This is a genomic window from Shewanella khirikhana (genome assembly GCF_003957745.1).
Taxonomy (GTDB): domain Bacteria; phylum Pseudomonadota; class Gammaproteobacteria; order Enterobacterales; family Shewanellaceae; genus Shewanella; species Shewanella khirikhana.
This window is the reverse complement of sequence record NZ_CP020373.1, coordinates 3,975,575-3,992,026: the sequence shown is the minus strand read 5'-3', so window position 1 is coordinate 3,992,026 and position 16,452 is coordinate 3,975,575. Positions and strand designations below refer to the sequence as shown.

The window sequence follows — 16,452 nt, the reverse complement described above, 5'->3', positions numbered from 1 at the left end:
TTGTTGATTAAATCGTTGTAAACCAGTTTGGCCGAAGATGCTCAGATCTTTCAGTGTCGTTTGACAAAGCTATATCATGGATGGTGCCAAGACAAGATCACTAACTGATCTGAATACAAAGAGGGTTTACGCAATGCAATTCCCTGATCTTTTGGGTTGATGAAGCGGCCATCAAAGAGGTTGTGCCATAAGCATCACGAGCCTTGGGCCTTGGGGCGTGGTTTTCAGTTTACCAACCAAGCGATTGAAATCGCACAGAAGCTCGAAAGTGAGTTTGGCTTATCGCGGTGAGCAACTGAGGGATTAATTAACGCCCCATTTAAGTTGATGGAAATTCCCTTGCCATCACGTGACTACAGTTACATCAGTAAACGAGCTAAAACTGTCACATTCATTTATCGGACGCCAAGTCATGGTGCGGTTTGTCATTACGTTATCGACGTCATGGGCCCGAAGGTCCTCGGCGAAGGAAAAAATCATAAGCATGGGAAAGAAAGCGTCGGATGTGGCGCAAGCTGCACTTGGCAGTCGATGCTCAAACCCATGCCATAATCGCTGCTGAGGACAGCCTTAAAAGCGTAGGTGACAACCGAGAGCTTGGCTCGCTTCGTCGTTACATTGAGAAAGTGGAGCCTATGACTCTAGAGTCTGCTACCAGCAAAGGCATCAACGCCGTGATACTGCTAAGTTCAAATGCAGGGTACTGGACTATGGGAAATGTCCGCAATGAAGCCGTGGATGCGCCCAAAGCAGGCGGTCTTTCGGACTGGAAGCAATACAATGATTAGGGAGAACGGTCGCTGGCAGAAACGGCGATGTATCAATACAAACAACTGATAAGCCTGAGCTTGCGAGATTCCAATGCTCAGATTGGTGAAATTTGGGCTGGCGTTAAGGCAATGAACAAAATGCTGGCCCTGGGAATGCTCTCTTGCGGCACTGGTCGTTAAACTGAGCGATACGTTGGGGCGATTAGTGTTTGCGCCATGACTTGATCAACAACGCCCTAACGAAAGCTCAACCCATGGCCGCTTTGACATAGACGTCGAAGCGGTTTTTTTTGGTTTCAATCCGGGTGCTGGGTTTGATGCCATCGAGATCTTCGGCGTAGTCGGGGCGTTTCACCACCACACGTTTTTGCGCCAGCTTCAATGCAGGTTGCAGCAGCCCATCGGCGTCGGTATCGGCACCAACCAATGACTGAAACACCCGCATCTCTTTCTTTACCAACGCAGATTTGTCTCTGTGGGGATACATGGGGTCGAGATACACCACGTCGGGTTGGTGTTGCAGATTATCCAGTGCATCCAGGCTGGAGCCATGAACAAGCTGCATCCGCTGCGCCATCCAAGGGCCAATTTCGGCATCGAGATACGCACGACGCAGGCCGTCTTCCAGCAAGGCAGCAACCACAGGGTGACGCTCAATCAAGAGTACATTGCAGCCAAGGCTTGCCAGCACAAAGGCGTCCCGTCCTAGCCCGGCGGTACCATCCACCACGCTGGGATTGGCACCGGCCTTGAGCCCCACCGCCTTGGCAATGGCCTGACTGCGACCGCCGCCAAACTTGCGTCTGTGGGCCACGGCGCCCGAGACAAAGTCCACTGAGATCCCGCCAAGTTTGGGTTCATCCCGCTTTTTTAAGGTTAAGGCATCGTCTTCAAACAGCAGCGCAAAGTCGGCGCTATCCGTGGGCAGCAGCTGCCAACGCTGGCAAATGTCACTCAGGCGACTGTCGTCTTTGTCGATATGGATTGCAAACACTGTGAAGACCCTCATCGGAAGTTGGCGGCAGTATACCCCTTGTGGCCTTTGGCCGGAACTAAAGCCTGTGGGGAAAAGCGGCCCCTTTAAGGATACAGACGCAACGGCTGAGGTTATAATAGCTGCAGTTTTCATTGCGCCGACCATTTCGGAAATTTTTATGCTGAGTTATCGCCATGGCTTTCACGCCGGCAACTATGCTGACGTTCTCAAACACGCTATTTTGCTGCAAGTAATTGAGCTGATGCAGAAAAAAGACAAGCCGTTTGTCTATATCGACACCCACTCGGGTGCCGGTGGCTATAGTCTGAAAGACGAATTTGCTCAGAAGACCGGTGAATACAAGGATGGCATCGGCCGCTTGTGGAACCGCACCGACCTGCCCGCTTCACTGGCCTTTTATGTGGAAGCGGTGCGTCACTTCAACGAAGGCAATGAAAACGGCGGTGACGATCTCGAGTGGTATCCGGGCTCACCGGCATTTGTGGATATGCACCTCAGGGACAACGACCGCATGGTGCTGCATGAACTGCACGGCACCGATTTTGAGCTGCTGAACGAATATTTTGAAACTGCCCGTCAGGTACAGGTCACCAAGTGGGATGGTCTCAGCGGTCTGCTGGCCAATGTGCCGCCGCTGGAGCGCCGTGGCGTGGTGTTGATTGACCCAAGCTATGAAATTAAAACCGACTATGATGCCGTGGCCGATAGCATCATCAAGGCGCATCGCAAGTTTGCCACCGGGGTATACCTGCTTTGGTATCCGGTGGTGAATCGCGCCCAGACCGAGGGCATGCTCGATAAGCTGAAGCAAAGCGGCATTCGCCGTCAGCTGCGCATTGAGCAAGCCATCAAACCCGATTCAGACGAGTTTGGCATGACCGCCGCCGGTCTGTGGGTTATCAACCCTCCCTGGCAGCTCGACACCCTGGCCAGCGAAATGCTGGAATATCTGGCGCCGCTGCTGGATGTGGAAGGTGGCTCGGTGCGGGTTGAATGGGAAGTCGGCGAATAAACACAGTCGCTTGGCTGTCGTGGCAGATTGTACAAAAAACGGGCTTAATGCCAGTTTTTTCATATTAACTGTTTAGCCTGACGCCTTAATGGCGGACTCTATGCTCAGGTACGCAGGTTGCGATAGCGGCTCAGCAGAATATTGACCCTTTCAATGTAGGCTTTGGTTTCCGGGTAGGGCGGAATACCACGGTATTCCTCAACCCGGGTTGGACCGGCATTGTAGGCCGCCAGCGCATGGTTGAGATTGCCTTTGAAGCGCTCCAGCATTTGCGACAGATAACGACTGCCGCCGAGGATATTGTCCTGGGGTAAAAAGGCATTGCGCACGCCCATGTCCTTGGCGGTGCCGGGCATCAGTTGCATCAGCCCCACGGCGCCGGTGCGCGAAATGGCTTTGGGATCGAAGTTCGATTCGGCATGGATCACTGCCCGGATCAGCGCAGGTTCCAGCGCATAGGTTTCGGCCGCCAGCAGAATGTCGCGCTCGTAGCTGCGATTCAGACGGATGGTGCGCCAGTTCACCTTGGATCTGGGATTACAGGCGTAGCAGTCAAACAGCAGAATCTCGTATTTGCCGTTGGCGGGTGCCTTGTCGCTGAAGACTGTAGTGCCGTTGGGCTGCTCGTATCGGTACACCTTGGTTTGGCTGCTGGTGCCCTGATCCGAGTAGCGGGCGGTGATCTTGGGTTTTGCTTTGTTGTCGGTATTTTCGGCACCATAGGCCAACACCGACCCCAACAGGGCCGGTAACAACAGGATTGGCAGCAGGGTGCGCTGGGCAGACATTAAAGACCCGTGTATTCGTTAAGCTTGAGTAACTCAATAATAGCAAAGAGTTGCTTCATTTCGGCATGGATTTGGCTGAATTCATCTTCGAAGGTGGCGCCGTTAAAGATGGATGTTTGCTCAAAGCGGTTCTGGTTGCTCTCGAGGGTGATCAGCAGCCTGTCATGGTAGAAGGCGCATTGGATGCGGCTTTGGAAGAAACTTGCCAGCTCCAGCAAACGCTCCATAAAGGCGGTGGTCAGCAGCACTCTGGCCTCAATCTGATCGCTTGAAAACACATCAAACAGCTTCTCGAAACGAGGGTCTTCCAGCCTCACCCGCTCAAGGCCGCCATGGCTGTCGGAAAAGAAATTGGTAATGGCACCGCGGGCACGGATGGCCACCGTATGGCCCTTGAACGGCTTATGGCTCGAGAGCGAAATGGTCAGCCCTTTAAAGGCGGTTACATGTTGGGTGCGGTTGTCTTTGTCACGCTCTTCTCTGAGCAGATGCACTTCGTTGATCACGATTTCCACACCGCGATAGCTGCCGAGTACACCATCATCGAAGCGGGCCTTGTCGTACGACGGCAAAATACGGGCATCTTTAAAACGGCGCAGTCCCATGTCCTGGCCTTTGCAAAACACAAAGTCAGGGCCGAAGAAGCGGAAAATACGCGGGTAGATTTCGGCCTGCACAGCGCCGCTGTATTGCCTCAGCGGACGGCTGGCCACGTGCCACATGCCGAAGGCCAGCATCACGGCAATCATCCAGATGAAGGGGGCGTATTCGGCGCCGGGGCGCATCATGGGGAAGGCCAGCAACAACAGACCCAGGTAGATGGCGGCACCCAGATAAAGGCGCTTGCGGGCATGTTTAAGCGCGCTGATGCGCTGGTTTTCAAACTTGCGGCATAAGGGCGCAATATCGGATTCATAATAGGCTTTGAGGGCGTCAATGTCTGCCGGGTGTGCAGACAGCCCCTTGGTTGCCCGCTGCGCCTTGATGGGCGCACCGAGCAAAAACGACAGCATATTCATGGCTTACTTCAGGTAGTCGCTGGCATTCACCGGCGCGCGATCGGCTTCCTGAGCTTCGAAGAATGGCATGGCTTTTACCGAGGCCATACTGGCAATCAGCGAGCCGGGGAAGATTTCCACCGCAGTATTCAGCTCAGACACGGCCGAGTTGTAAAAACGGCGGGCAGCGCTGATGTGGGCCTCAACCTCGTTGTAGGTTTGCATGGCCTGTACCATGGTCTGGTCGCTTTTGAGTTCAGGGTAGTTTTCCACGGTAACCATCAGCTGACCCATCTTGCTGTTGAGGGCGTCGGCCTGCGCCAGGTGCTGACGAACGGCTTCGGCATCGCCCTTGTCATAACCGGCAGACACCTGCGCCCGCAGCGCGGTGATTTCGGTGAGCAGCGACTTTTCGTGGTCCATAAACTTCTGCGCTATGGTCAGAATGTTGGGCACCAGATCGGCACGCTTCTTCAGCTGCACATCAATGCCTGACAAGGCCTCACGGGCTGTATTGCGCTTTTTGATCAGGCTGACATACCAGAGGTAGGAAACTATCAACACCAATCCAAGACCGATTAACAATCCTTCCATCATAAATCCTTAAATTACAGACACCCGCTGGGCCATTGCAGCCAAAGCTAACCACAAATTGGCAAAAATTGCATCTGTCACGGCGGAAAACTGACCAGTCGACCAATGGGGAAGAGGGCGTGAGTGCCAAAACGGCAAGTTAAACTAATGATTTCAATGTTTTTTGCCTGCTATTTTTCATAACTGGCTGTAATGGTGGGCGATTGGTGAAAAAATACCGCAGTTAAAAGTTATCCTTATGAAAATAAAGGCTTTAATTGTGGTTTTTGCTGGATGAAAAAACAGCGCCACTGCAAACAGGCGTGGCCGATACCGCCTGCAATGCGGCAATAAAAGGATGAAATTGACGTTTTAAGCTGCAATTTGCGGCTAAATTCATGAAATTACACACATGGTTAAGCTTGAGTTCAGAATGGGTTCAATAAAGTGACAAGTGCACAACATTTGGATTTGGCGACCAATTTGCCGTGACGGGATCCCGCTGGGATCCTTTTTTTTGCCTGTCCCCCAGCCCGTGCGGTCTTTCCCGCTTCTGACCACTTAAGTTTGACTTAACCCTATTGTGCTAGCGTGCCGGGTCCGCTAAGGACTGCCAGCAGCCACAATGTGCATGGCGTTTCCCGCGGATAACACCCATAACGAGTGCTGCAAAGCAGCCCAGGCCCGAAGGAAAGACCATGAGCACCAACTCCCCGGAGGTTACCGCCTCTGAAACCCCGGAAGACATCGCCAAGAGCGGTTGGTTTGTCCGATTTCTGAACGTGGTGGAACGGCTGGGTAACCTGTTGCCCCATCCCATCACTCTGTTCGCCCTGTTCTGCCTCGGTGTGGTATTGCTCTCTGGCCTGCTGGGTTACTTTGAGCTGTCGGTGGCCGACCCGCGCCCCGAAGGCGCCTCCGGTCGCAGTGCTGATGGCATGATTTCCGTGGTCAGCCTACTCAATGCCGAAGGTTTGAGGCTGATTGTTTCGAATCTGGTGACAAACTTTACCGGCTTCACCCCACTGGGCACAGTACTTGTGGCTTTGTTGGGGGTGGGGATTGCCGAGCGCTCCGGCCTGCTCAGCGCTGCCATGCGTGCGCTGGTGATTGGCCGTTCTCGCCGACTGGTGACCGTGACCATAGTGTTTGCCGGTATCGTCTCCAACACCGCCTCTGAGCTGGGCTATGTGGTGCTTATCCCGATGGCGGCGATGATTTTTCACTCCCTCGGGCGTCACCCACTGGCGGGCCTTGCGGCCGCCTTTGCCGGTGTTTCAGGTGGTTACAGCGCCAACTTGCTGCTGGGCACCATAGACCCCTTGCTGTCGGGTATCACCGAAGCCGCGGCGCAGATGATTGACCCGGACTATATCGTTGGCCCGGAAGTGAACTGGTACTTTATGTTCGCCTCCACCTTCCTGGTATCCATCATGGGCGCCTGGGTCACCGAGAAGATTGTTGAGCCTAAGCTTGGCAAGTACGACGACAGTGAAGCTTCCATCGACCTGGCCGGGCAGACCATGGAGCAGGTGACCGACATCGAACGCCGTGGCCTGAAGATGGCCGGTCTGGCGGCATTGGTGCTGGGCGCTATTCTGGCGTTGACCGTGGTGCCGGAAGGCGCGCCGCTGCGTCATCCCGACACCGGGCTGGTTGCCGGTTCGCCCTTCCTTAAGGGCATAGTGGTGTTTATTTTTGTCTGCTTTGCCATTCCGGGTCTGGTGTACGGCAAAGTGGTCGGCACCATGAAGAAAGACACAGATGTGATCAATGCCATGAGCCACAGCATGAGCACCATGGGCATGTACATAGTGCTGGTGTTCTTCGCGTCCCAATTCGTGGCCTTCTTCAAGTGGACCAATCTGGGCGCCGTGCTGGCGGTGATGGGCGCCGATGCCCTCAGTGCCATTGGCCTCACGGGCCCGCTGCTGTTCCTGCTGTTTATCGCCATGTGTGGCTTTATCAACCTGATGCTGGGCTCGGCTTCGGCCCAGTGGGCAGTAACGGCACCGATTTTTGTGCCCATGCTGATGTTGGTGGGGTATGCCCCGGAGACCATTCAGGCGGCGTATCGTATTGGCGATTCGGTGACTAACCTTATCACCCCGATGATGAGTTACTTCGGGCTTATCCTCGCCGTGGCCTGCCGCTACAAGAAGGACATGGGCATAGGCACCCTGGTGGCCACTATGCTGCCATACACCCTGGTGTTCTTTGTTGGCTGGACCAGCTTCTTCTTCCTGTGGGTATTTGGCTTTGGCTTGCCGGTGGGGCCGGGCGCTGCCACTTACTACACGCCGGGCTAAGGCCTGAGCACTGAGCCGGTCGGTTTAAAAGGCCGCCGGCTCAGGTTTTCTGTCAACTGGCCTGGGTTTTAAAGCGATTTACCATGCCGGTGAGGGCGCTGGCCTGTTCACCCAGTTGCTCGGCCTCTTTTGAGGCAATCTCGAACGACTGACCGTTTTCGCTGGCGTGATGGTCTATCTGATGTACATAGTCCACAACCGCTTGAGTTTGTTGGGTCTGCACCGACATCTTTTCCATCAGTTCACTCACCGCCTGGGCAACCTCCTGACAACTGTCGACAATCTGCCCCACTGAGCTGGCGGTATCCTGAATTTCATCCAATCCACGTTGGGTCAGGCTGACATTGGCACCCATTTCATCCACCACCTCACGGGTTTTGTCGCGAATGGCACCAATGGCCTGCACTATGTCCTGAGTGGTCTGCGCCGCCCTTACGGCCAGCTGGCGCACTTCGTCGGCCACCACCGCAAAGCCGCGCCCCTGTTCGCCAGCCCGCGCCGCTTCAATGGCGGCGTTGAGTGCCAGCAGATTGGTCTGCTCGGCAATATCGCGAATGCCTGTCACCAGAGTGGAGATGGTTTCGGTTTGCTCCCCCAGCGCATTGACCTTGGCGGAGGCGGTATGAATGCCGCCTGCCAGATCTTCCACCGCGCGGGTTACGCCGCCGAGACGCTTGATGCTGCCCTCTGCCTGCACCTGAGCGCTGTTGGCCAGTGCCACCACCCGGGTATTGCCTTCTCTCACTTCTTCCCGGCTTTTGTCGGTCAGGGCGATGTTGTCGACGATTTCACTGACCAGGGTAGCCATGGTGCCGGCGCGGGAGTGCAATTCCTTAACCCTGTCGCCCTGAGTCACGGCCTGGGCGCCCAGTGTCTGTGCCAGTTGGCGGATGTTATGCACCACTGCCCGCAGTTCCTGCTGCATCACATCCACGCCGGCCAGTACCGACTGGTTGTCGCTGGCCTGAATTCGCTGCGCCAGATCGCCATGGCCGATGCGTTCCACCAGGGTCATCAGTTCTCTGGGCTCTGCTCCAAGCGGCTTGTAGATGGCACGGGTTATCCACCAGAGCGCGCCGCAAAGCAGCACCCCAAGCAGCAGTTGCAGGGCGATGGAGCGTTGGGTGCGCTCACCCTGGTGTGCCGACAGAGCGGCCTGACCGGCTTCAAAGCGCTGTTGATACTGGTTAATCAGGGTGTCCAGATTGTCAGCCAAGGTGGAACCAGCGGCATCGATATCATCATCGAGCTGGGCCATTTGTGCTTCATCGGCGCGCTGTTCAATCAGTTTTGGCAAGGTTTGGGTGATGGTTTGGCTCAGGCGTTCAAATTTGGGCCGCAACGATTGCTGCTCAGCCTGGGGCAGGCTGGCCAGCTGGCGCTGAATATTGCTCACCAGTTGATCGGCCTCCTGCTTGCGCTCCGGTTGTACCTGGCCTTCGTCTTTATCGACCAGGTTGTCCATGGCAACCAGCACCAATTGAGTTACCCACAGCTGAATTTGGTTGAGGGTCTGATTCTGACGCACCAGCTCGTCGCTTTGATGGATACGCTGCAGCGTGTCCTTGTGGCTGAGCCAGGCATCCAGCCCCAGCGCCGCCAGGGTCAGAATGACGGCACTGGCGAGCAACATCAGCCACTGTTTGATTTTCACCGTTTGCACGTCCATCTGCGTCGTTTTCCTGAATGGCATGGAGGGGAGATCTCAAGTGTAGTCAGCGAATTGCTGCTGCGCATTTTGGCTATCTGAGGTACATTGGCCTCTTCGGGAAGTGGCGACTGCGCCGCGCGGTCACTGTTGTCTGCCCCTGCAGCGCAGGTGCTAAACCTGTTTGCCCCTTCCCTAGTGCCGGACGTAGTAGCCTTCTGGCGTGTTCGAACTGTAATTGAGTTAATTAAACAGCATGCAAATTTGGGTCGATGCCGATGCCTGCCCATCGGTAATTAAAGAAGTACTGTTTCGCGCCGCCGAGCGGCGACAAATCCCGCTGACTTTGGTAGCCAACCAGAGCGTACGGGTGCCCCCTTCTCCTTTTATCAAATCGGTTCGGGTCGAGTCGGGTTTCGATGTCGCCGACAACGAAATCGTTCGCCGGGTCAGTCAAGGCGAGCTGGTGATCACCGCCGATATTCCGCTGGCCGCCGAAGTGATTGCCAAGGGCGCGCTGGCGCTCAATCCCCGTGGCGAGCTTTACACCGCCGAGAACGTGAAGGCGCGGCTGAATATGCGCGACTTTATGGAGACCCTGCGTGCCAGCGGGATCCAGAGCGGTGGCCCTGCGCCTTTGTCGCAGGCCGATCGCCAGGCCTTTGCCAATCAGTTGGACCGCTGGCTCGCCAAGCTGCCCAAGTAGTTTCTGTCGCCCGGGAGCGGGCGTGTTGTAACCACAGACCATCAGGGAGTCAGATGGCCACTCCAGACTTTGATATTCCATACGAACACCGCAAGCCTTTTGCCAAACACTATCAGCAATCTATCTGGCCGATGTGTAAAAAGCTGGAGGCGCGCCGCGGCCCCATTGTCGCCCGTCAGCAGGCGCGAATGGCTCAAATCCGCCCATTTACCCGGCTGATGTGGCCGATGATTTATCTGTCGTTCGGCAGCAGTGCTCTGGGCTTTTTTGGCGTACTGCCAAACCAATGGATTTTCATCGGCTTTGGTTTGGCCTTTGTCAGTATGCTTGGCATGGGCGCGCTGGCCTGGTGGGCAGGCCATGAGCTGTCCAACTTTATGGATGAAGGCATCGACAAGCTTTATCCCCGGGTGCTGGCGTATTTTGGCAAGGACTTTGTCATCAAGTGGGGGAGTGAGGCGACCGGCCAGCACCGAGCCTACGAAGACTTTGGCATCTTCCCCAAACACGATAAATCGAGCTGCTTTAGCCACTTGAAGGGCAGCCACCACGGGGTGCCGTTCGCGTTTTTCAATGTGGTTTTTTACGAAAAGAAAAACAACGATGAGTACGAGCTGGCATTCAAAGGTGTATTACTGGCTTTTACCCTGAAAAAGGCCTTCAAGGGCACCACCCGGGTAGTGCGCGATGGAGGCTTCTGGCTTAGTTTGGGGCAGCGGGGGCTCGACAGAGTGAAGCTGGAAGATCCCCGCTTCGAAGCAAGATTTGAAGTGTTTTCCTCGGATCAGGTCGAGGCCCGCTATCTGCTGAACCCCGGTATGATGGAGCGCTTAATCGAGCTCGACAACCACTTTGGCAATGGGCTTGAAGCCTGCTTCAAAGACAATAAATTGCTGATCCGCGTGCCCAGCTCGCGGGACTTCTTTTCCCACCATCAGGACCATGAAAAGCCCATCGATTTTAAAGAGCCCATCGGGGAAATCTTTGCCGATCTTGGCTTTATTTTTGGGATTGCCGACGAGTTGGCACTGGCGCGTCATACCGGGCTTTGATGCTGTAATCGCTCTGATTTCAGCGGCTTAAATCCACCACAAAAACCGCATAAGATACTGTTTGTGGTGGATATTCCTGTTCTGCATGAGTTATGCGCAATTTCCTGCCGTTTTTGCTCGACATTTAAGCGGGTGCGCTGTATTTTGCCTGCGCCCGGCGGGTCGCCAACAGCGCCGAATGCCGCACCATGCCTGCGATGGCAGCGCAAGCAGGTGTTTTCGGCAACGCCAGATCCCCAGAGCAGAACAAGAATAAATTGATTAATTTCTAAGGACACCCATGAAATACGCTATTGCAGCGATCCTGGTTATTTTTGCCAGCGGCTGTGCCAGCACCGGCAGTCAGCAGGTAGTCAACCCACAAGCCAAACAGGCAGATGCCTTTATCGGTCACAAGAACCGCACCGTGATGCCCGGCAAAGCCGCTAACCCCAGAAAGGCCGTGTCAGCCATCTGAGCCGACCCCGCCAAAACCCCGCCCGGTGCGGGGTTTATTTTTTAATCCATTCGGCAGTGACTGGCGTATCCATTCTGGTAACCCAAGCCAAGGAGTCATGCCATGACCATTCGCTATTCAAGCCTCAAAGTCATGCCCCGCATCGACAAAGCCTGCATTCATTCGCTGGATATGTCGCTGTATCAGCTGTCGGTGGTGATTGATGGCGCCGAGCTGTATGTGACCGATGATGATGACCGTATGCTGCGAAGTTTAAATCTGTGCCAGATGCAGGCACTGCTTGAAGACTTGCCGGTGCGTGAGACAGTGCTGCGTCAGGAAAGCGCCTACGATGAAATGGTCGGTCAGTCGGTGCGGGAGTGCAGCAATGCCATGGAAATTCCCCTGCGCGTTGCCTGAATACGGCTTTGTGCAAACGCTCCCAAATAAAAAGCCCCGCAGTGCGGGGCTTCTCGTTTCGCGCAGTTTTACGTGCTGACAGGCTTAATGCTTGTCGGCCGGTTTGTCGGTGTTGTGCTCTTTGCCTTCTTTCTCGCGCTTGCTGAAGATACGCTCAACAATCACGAAGAACAGCGGCACGAAGAAGATGCCGAGGAAGGTCGAGCTCATCATACCGCCGAGTACCCCGGTACCGATGGCGTTCTGCGCGCCTGAGCCCACGCCGGTAGAGATAGCGAGCGGCACCACACCCAGACCGAAGGCCAGCGAGGTCATCAGAATGGGGCGCAGACGCACCCGCACCGCGTGCAGGGTGGCTTCGATAAGTCCGGCGCCCTTCTCATAGAATTCCTTGGCGAATTCCACGATAAGGATGGCGTTCTTGGTCGCCAGACCCACTGTGGTGAGCAGACCCACCTGGAAGAATACGTCGTTGGACAGACCGCGACCGTTCATTGCCAGCAGGGCACCGATAATACCGAGCGGTACCACCAGGATAACTGCAAAGGGCACCGACCAGCTCTCATAGAGGGCCGCCAATACCAGGAATACCACCAGAATCGACAGCGCATACAGTGCCGGCGCCTGGTTGCCTGACAGACGTTCTTCGTACGACAGACCGTTCCATTCGATACCGAAGCCCGGTGGCAGCTGCTCAACGATTTTCTCGATATCCAGCATGGCATCACCGGTGCTGTAACCCGGGGCGGTGGCGCCCTGGATGTTCATCGCAGGCAAGCCGTTAAAGCGTTCCAGACGTGGCGAGCCATATTCCCAGCGACCGGTGGCGAAGGCCGAGAAGGGCACCATTTCGCCTTTGGCGTTACGCACATACCAGGTGTTGAGGTCTTCTGGCTGCATCCGGTACTGGGCATCGGACTGCACAAATACCTTCTTCACCCGGCCACGGTCGATAAAGTCGTTCACGTAGCTGCCGCCCCAGGCGGTGGCAATGGCGCTGTTGACCGAGCCGATATCCACGCCGAGCGCGCGCAGCTTGGCATGGTCGATATCCAGCTGGTACATGGGCGCATCTTCCTGACCATTGGGGCGCACGCCCACCAGGTTGGGGTTTTGCGCGGCCAGGCCCAGCAATTGGTTACGGGCTGCCAGCAACTTGTCGTGGCCCTGACCGTTTTTGTCCTGCAGATAGAAATCGAAACCGTTGGCGGTGCCGAGTTCAATTACCGACGGCGGCGCAAAGGCAAACACGAAGGCTTCTTTAATCTGCGAGAAGGCACCCATGGCGCGGCCGGTGAGGGAGAATACGTCCTGACCAGGACCTTCACGCTCGGCCCAGTCCTGCATACCCACGAAGGCGATACCCATGTTCTGACCCATACCGGCAAAGGAGAAGCCAGCCACGGAGAACACGGATTTCACGTTCTCTTTCTCGTCTTCGAGGAAGTATTTGTCCATCTTCTCCAGCACCTTCACCGTGGACTCCTGAGTGGAGTTGGTGGGCAGGATCACCTGGGCAAACAGAATACCCTGATCTTCATCGGGCAAGAAGGCGGTAGGCATGCGCATAAAGATCCAGCCGGTGGCAACCACCAACGCCAGATAAATCGCCATCACCCGCAGGGTGCGCTTGAGGATACCGGCCACACTGGCTTCGTAGCGCGATGTCAGGCGCTCAAAGCTGCGGTTGAACCAGCCAAAGAAGCCGTGCTGACCATGGGCATGGCCGGGCTTGAGCGGCTTGAGCATGGTGGCACACAGCGCTGGAGTCAGAATAAGTGCCACCAGTACCGACAGCGCCATTGCCGATACGATAGTGATGGAGAACTGACGGTAAATCACCCCGGTTGAGCCGGACATAAAGGCCATGGGCACGAATACCGCCGACAGGGTCAAACCGATACCCACCAGGGCGCCGGTGATCTGATCCATCGACTTACGGGTGGCTTCCAGCGGGCTTAAGCCCTCTTCCTGCATTACCCGCTCGACGTTTTCCACCACCACAATGGCATCGTCCACCAGAAGACCAATGGCCAGTACCATGGCGAACATGGTCAGGGTGTTGATGGAGAAGCCAAAGGCCGACAGCACCGCGAAGGTACCCAGCAGCACCACGGGTACCGCAATGGTTGGGATAAGAGTGGCGCGGAAGTTTTGCAGGAACAGGTACATGATCACGAATACCAGTACCACGGCTTCCAGCAGGGTGTGCACCACGCCTTCTATGGATTTTTCCACGAAGGGGGTGGTGTCGTAGGGGTAAACTACTTCCATACCGGCAGGGAAGAAGGGCTTCATCTCTTCGATTTTTGCCCGTACCCGCTTGGCGGTATCCAGCGCGTTGGCACCTGTGGCCAGGCTGATTGCCAGACCCGCTGCCGGACGGCCGTTGTAGTAGGATTCAACCACATAGCTTTCGGCGCCCAGTTCCACCCGGGCCACGTCGTTCAGATAAACCTTGGCGCCGTTAGTGTCGGACTTGAGGATAATCTTACGAAACTGCTCCGGGGTTTCCAGGCGGCTTTGGGCCGACACAGTCGCGTTCAGCTCCTGACCTTTTACCGAGGGCGCGCCGCCCAGCTGACCGGCCGACACCTGGGCGTTCTGCTCACGAATCGCGGCAACCACGTCCTGGGTAGTCAGGCTGTACTGGGTCAGTTTGAGTGGGTCGAGCCATATCCGCATCGCATAGGGCGCGCCGAACAGGGTGATATCACCCACACCGGCAACCCGGCTTAAGGGGTCCTGAATGTTGGAGCCCACATAGTCGGCGATGTCGTTCTTGGTCAGGCTGCCGTCACCGGACACAAAGCCCAGCACCATCAGGAAGCCTGAGGTGGACTTATTCACCCGCACGCCCTGGGCCTGCACTTCCTGCGGCAGCAGCGGCATGGCCGATTGCAGCTTGTTCTGCACCTGCACCTGAGCGATATCCGCGTCGGCTTCGGCGTTGAAGGTCAGGGTGATTTCGGCATTACCGAAACCATCACTGGTGGAGTTGATGTAACGCAGGTTGTCCAGACCTGTCATCCGCTGTTCGATAACCTGGGTTACCGAGTCTTCCAGGGTCTTGGCGGATGCGCCGGGATAACTTGCCGAGATCACCACCTTGGGCGGTGCAATGTTCGGATACTGGGATACGGGCAAGCCCCTGATGGCGAGCACACCCGCCAACATCACCAGAATCGCGATCACCCAGGCAAAGATGGGTCGATCGATAAAGAAACGTGCCATAGCTTATTCCTGAAACTCGCTTGGTCTGAATTACTGTGCCTGAGTAGAACCGGCAGGCTTGGCCACCACAGGGGCGCCGGGACGAATTTTCTGCAGCCCTTCGATGATGAGCTTGTCACCGGCCTGAAGACCTGAAGTGACGCGCCACTGGTGATCGATCACCTCGGCTGTGGTCACGTTACGGGCCTCAACCTGGCTTTCGGCGTTCACCACCATGGCCACGGCTTCACCGCGGGTGTTGCGGGTAATGGCCTTTTGCGGCACCAGAATGGCACTCGGGTCCACGCCTGTGTTCAGCACGGCGCGCACATACATGCCGGGCAGCAACACGTTGTCAGGGTTAGGGAATTCGGCGCGCAGAATAACTGAGCCTGTGTTCTCATCCACGCTCACTTCGGCAAATTGCAGCTTGCCTTTGTGCTCGTAGGTGGTGCCATCTTCGAGTACCAGTTGCACCTCGGCGTTATCGGCCGCCTGCAACTTACCGGCACGCAACTTGGCCTTGAGGGCCAGCAGCTGAACGCTGGACTGGGTGATGTCAACGTTGATGGGGTCAAGCTGCTGGATGGTGGCCAGCACCTGTCCCTGGTTGGCGGTCACCAGTGCACCCGGGGTCACGGCAGATTTGCCGATGCGGCCGGAAATAGGCGCCTGCACCTGGGTGTACTTGAGGTTAATCTCGGCGGTGTGCAGCTGGGCTTCGGCCACTTTCACCCGGGCGAGGGCTTCTTTGTAGCTGGCGTCGGCTTCGTCGAAGTCCTGTTTGGAGATAGCATTGGTTTTCACCAGCTTCTCGTAACGGGCGGCGCGGGCCTTGGCACTGGCAAGGGATGCCTGGGCGCTGGCCAGATCGGCCTTGGCGCTTTCCAGAGTGGCCTTGTAGGTGGCGTCGTCAATCTTGTACAGCGACTGGCCTTCCTTCACTTCGCGACCTTCAACGAAGTTGCGCTCCATGATGATGCCGGACACCTGAGGGCGCACTTCGGCTTCGAGGTAAGCACGACTGCGGCCGGGCAGTTCCACCAGAATGTTCTGGGCGGATGCCTTCACCTCAACCACGCCCACTTCCATGGGGGGACGCGCTTGCTGGGCGCCCTGCTGCGCTTCTTCCTGACCACAGGCACTGACCCACAGCACCAGGCCAACGGCGGAGGCAATTTTTAACATTTGCCGCATTGAAATCTCCTTTTTGTGTCTGGGCTAACGGGGTGGTGTAGATAAAAACACCTGGATACCCAGACAAATCGCCCATTTTTAATACTGAATTTATGATCCGCAAGTTATCTCACACAGGGGACGACAGCTCAAGTCAGCAAATAGCTGAAAAGTGTAAAGGAGTGCAAAAATTTCTTTTATTTGCACGTATTTAGCTATTTTTTAACATTTCATGGCAGCAAATTGTCTCCCGATAACCTGCCACATCAGTTGTTCATATTTCTTCATAATCTGTCGCGAGCTATTCACGACCCCCGCCAAGGCCATTCATAACCCCTGCTTATTATTCGTTGC

The 16,452-nt window shown here is 55.8% G+C and carries 12 protein-coding genes and 2 pseudogenes; 7 read left to right on the top strand and 7 right to left on the bottom strand.

Annotated elements, in window-relative coordinates; all coding sequences use genetic code 11:
* The first annotated feature begins 113 nt into the window (after positions 1-113).
* Positions 114-950: pseudogene (locus STH12_RS17525) on the top strand (IS5 family transposase).
* 67 nt (positions 951-1,017) lie between these two features.
* Here the strand turns inward: STH12_RS17525 and STH12_RS17520 are convergent.
* Positions 1,018-1,728, bottom strand: a pseudogene (locus STH12_RS17520) (class I SAM-dependent methyltransferase); the annotation flags it as partial.
* 196 nt (positions 1,729-1,924) lie between these two features.
* Between STH12_RS17520 and STH12_RS17515 the strand changes: the two are divergent.
* On the top strand, positions 1,925-2,779 hold the full coding sequence (locus tag STH12_RS17515) for a 23S rRNA (adenine(2030)-N(6))-methyltransferase RlmJ (protein WP_126168746.1): 855 nt from the start codon (positions 1,925-1,927) through the stop codon (positions 2,777-2,779).
* Positions 2,780-2,883: 104 nt separating this feature from the next.
* Here STH12_RS17515 and STH12_RS17510 read toward each other — a convergent pair whose 3' ends face one another.
* The 3 genes from STH12_RS17510 to STH12_RS17500 are packed head-to-tail and all read right to left on the bottom strand — an operon-like array spanning position 2,884 to position 5,159.
* Positions 2,884-3,567 (bottom strand): lytic transglycosylase domain-containing protein, encoded by a 684-nt coding sequence (locus tag STH12_RS17510; protein ID WP_126168745.1) that lies wholly within the window; start codon positions 3,565-3,567, stop codon positions 2,884-2,886.
* A complete protein-coding gene (locus STH12_RS17505; RefSeq protein ID WP_126168744.1) occupies positions 3,567-4,586 on the bottom strand; it encodes a DUF3137 domain-containing protein in 1,020 nt (339 codons plus the stop codon). Before STH12_RS17505 ends, STH12_RS17510 begins: the two co-directional genes overlap by 1 nt.
* 3 nt (positions 4,587-4,589) lie before the next feature.
* Positions 4,590-5,159: a LemA family protein gene (locus tag STH12_RS17500; RefSeq protein WP_126168743.1), complete on the bottom strand. Its 570-nt coding sequence runs from the start codon at positions 5,157-5,159 to the stop codon at positions 4,590-4,592.
* 677 nt (positions 5,160-5,836) lie between these two features.
* Between STH12_RS17500 and STH12_RS17495 the strand changes: the two genes are divergently transcribed.
* Positions 5,837-7,447, top strand: a complete 1,611-nt coding sequence (locus tag STH12_RS17495) for an AbgT family transporter (protein WP_126168742.1) — start codon at positions 5,837-5,839, stop codon at positions 7,445-7,447.
* A 52-nt stretch (positions 7,448-7,499) separates the two neighbouring features.
* On the opposite strand, the gene STH12_RS17490 is transcribed toward STH12_RS17495, so the two are convergent.
* Positions 7,500-9,116 (bottom strand): methyl-accepting chemotaxis protein, encoded by a 1,617-nt coding sequence (locus tag STH12_RS17490; RefSeq protein ID WP_164551245.1) that lies wholly within the window; start codon positions 9,114-9,116, stop codon positions 7,500-7,502.
* 235 nt (positions 9,117-9,351) lie between these two features.
* Here STH12_RS17490 and STH12_RS17485 point away from each other — a divergent pair, with 235 nt between their 5' ends.
* The 4 genes from STH12_RS17485 to STH12_RS17475 all read left to right on the top strand — a co-directional run bounded on the left by STH12_RS17485 (position 9,352) and on the right by STH12_RS17475 (position 11,709).
* Positions 9,352-9,801 carry a YaiI/YqxD family protein gene (locus tag STH12_RS17485; RefSeq protein ID WP_126168740.1) on the top strand — a complete coding sequence of 150 codons (450 nt, stop codon included), beginning with the start codon at positions 9,352-9,354 and terminating at the stop codon, positions 9,799-9,801.
* Positions 9,802-9,854: 53 nt separating this feature from the next.
* Entirely contained in the window at positions 9,855-10,853 is a 999-nt protein-coding gene (locus tag STH12_RS17480) for a DUF3137 domain-containing protein (RefSeq protein WP_126168739.1), read from the top strand.
* Positions 10,854-11,133: 280 nt separating this feature from the next.
* Positions 11,134-11,310, top strand: coding sequence for a hypothetical protein (locus STH12_RS21460; protein WP_164551244.1), 177 nt, complete (start codon positions 11,134-11,136; stop codon positions 11,308-11,310).
* 102 nt (positions 11,311-11,412) lie between these two features.
* The gene (locus STH12_RS17475; protein WP_126168738.1) at positions 11,413-11,709 is read left to right on the top strand and encodes a DUF6482 family protein; all 297 of its coding nucleotides are present in this window, start codon (positions 11,413-11,415) and stop codon (positions 11,707-11,709) included.
* 84 nt (positions 11,710-11,793) lie between these two features.
* Here the strand turns inward: STH12_RS17475 and STH12_RS17470 are convergent, their stop codons facing one another.
* A complete protein-coding gene (locus STH12_RS17470) occupies positions 11,794-14,943 on the bottom strand; it encodes an efflux RND transporter permease subunit (protein ID WP_126168737.1) in 3,150 nt (1,049 codons plus the stop codon).
* Between the two features lie 30 nt (positions 14,944-14,973).
* On the bottom strand, positions 14,974-16,119 hold the full coding sequence (locus STH12_RS17465) for an efflux RND transporter periplasmic adaptor subunit (protein ID WP_126168736.1): 1,146 nt from the start codon (positions 16,117-16,119) through the stop codon (positions 14,974-14,976).
* Positions 16,120-16,452 lie beyond the last annotated feature (333 nt).